Annotated in this window: 1 protein-coding gene; it reads right to left on the bottom strand. The window is 65.8% G+C overall.

The genetic code is table 11. From position 1 onward, the window contains the following. Positions 1 to 272, bottom strand: a 272-nt coding sequence (locus tag H6B10_RS16205) for a hypothetical protein (RefSeq protein ID WP_430661779.1), incomplete at both ends; no start/stop codon positions are given.

Here is a 272-nt window from a genome sequence, read left to right as displayed (position 1 = left end):
GCGGCCGTTGTGCCAAAATTGGCCTGTTCCGGGCCGGTAGGGCCGGAGGAGCAGCGGGTCAGTACAAGGCAGACCCCCACAACCACCAGCAGGCACAGCAAACACAACGCCAGTACCAGACGGCTGCGCTGACGGCGGGAACGTTTGCGCCGGGGTTTACGGCCGCGCTGCGGCCGCTGCGATTTGGGCGGCGGCGCAGGTTCGTTTGGCCCCGGCATGGTTTTGGCAGCCCGTTCCGGGCTGCGGTATACTTTGCGTTCTTCAGCCACAGT

It is taken from the genome of Gemmiger formicilis (genome assembly GCF_016901605.1).
Classification (GTDB): Bacteria; Bacillota; Clostridia; order Oscillospirales; family Ruminococcaceae; genus Gemmiger; species Gemmiger formicilis_B.
This window is presented reverse-complemented; position numbering and strand designations above follow the sequence as displayed.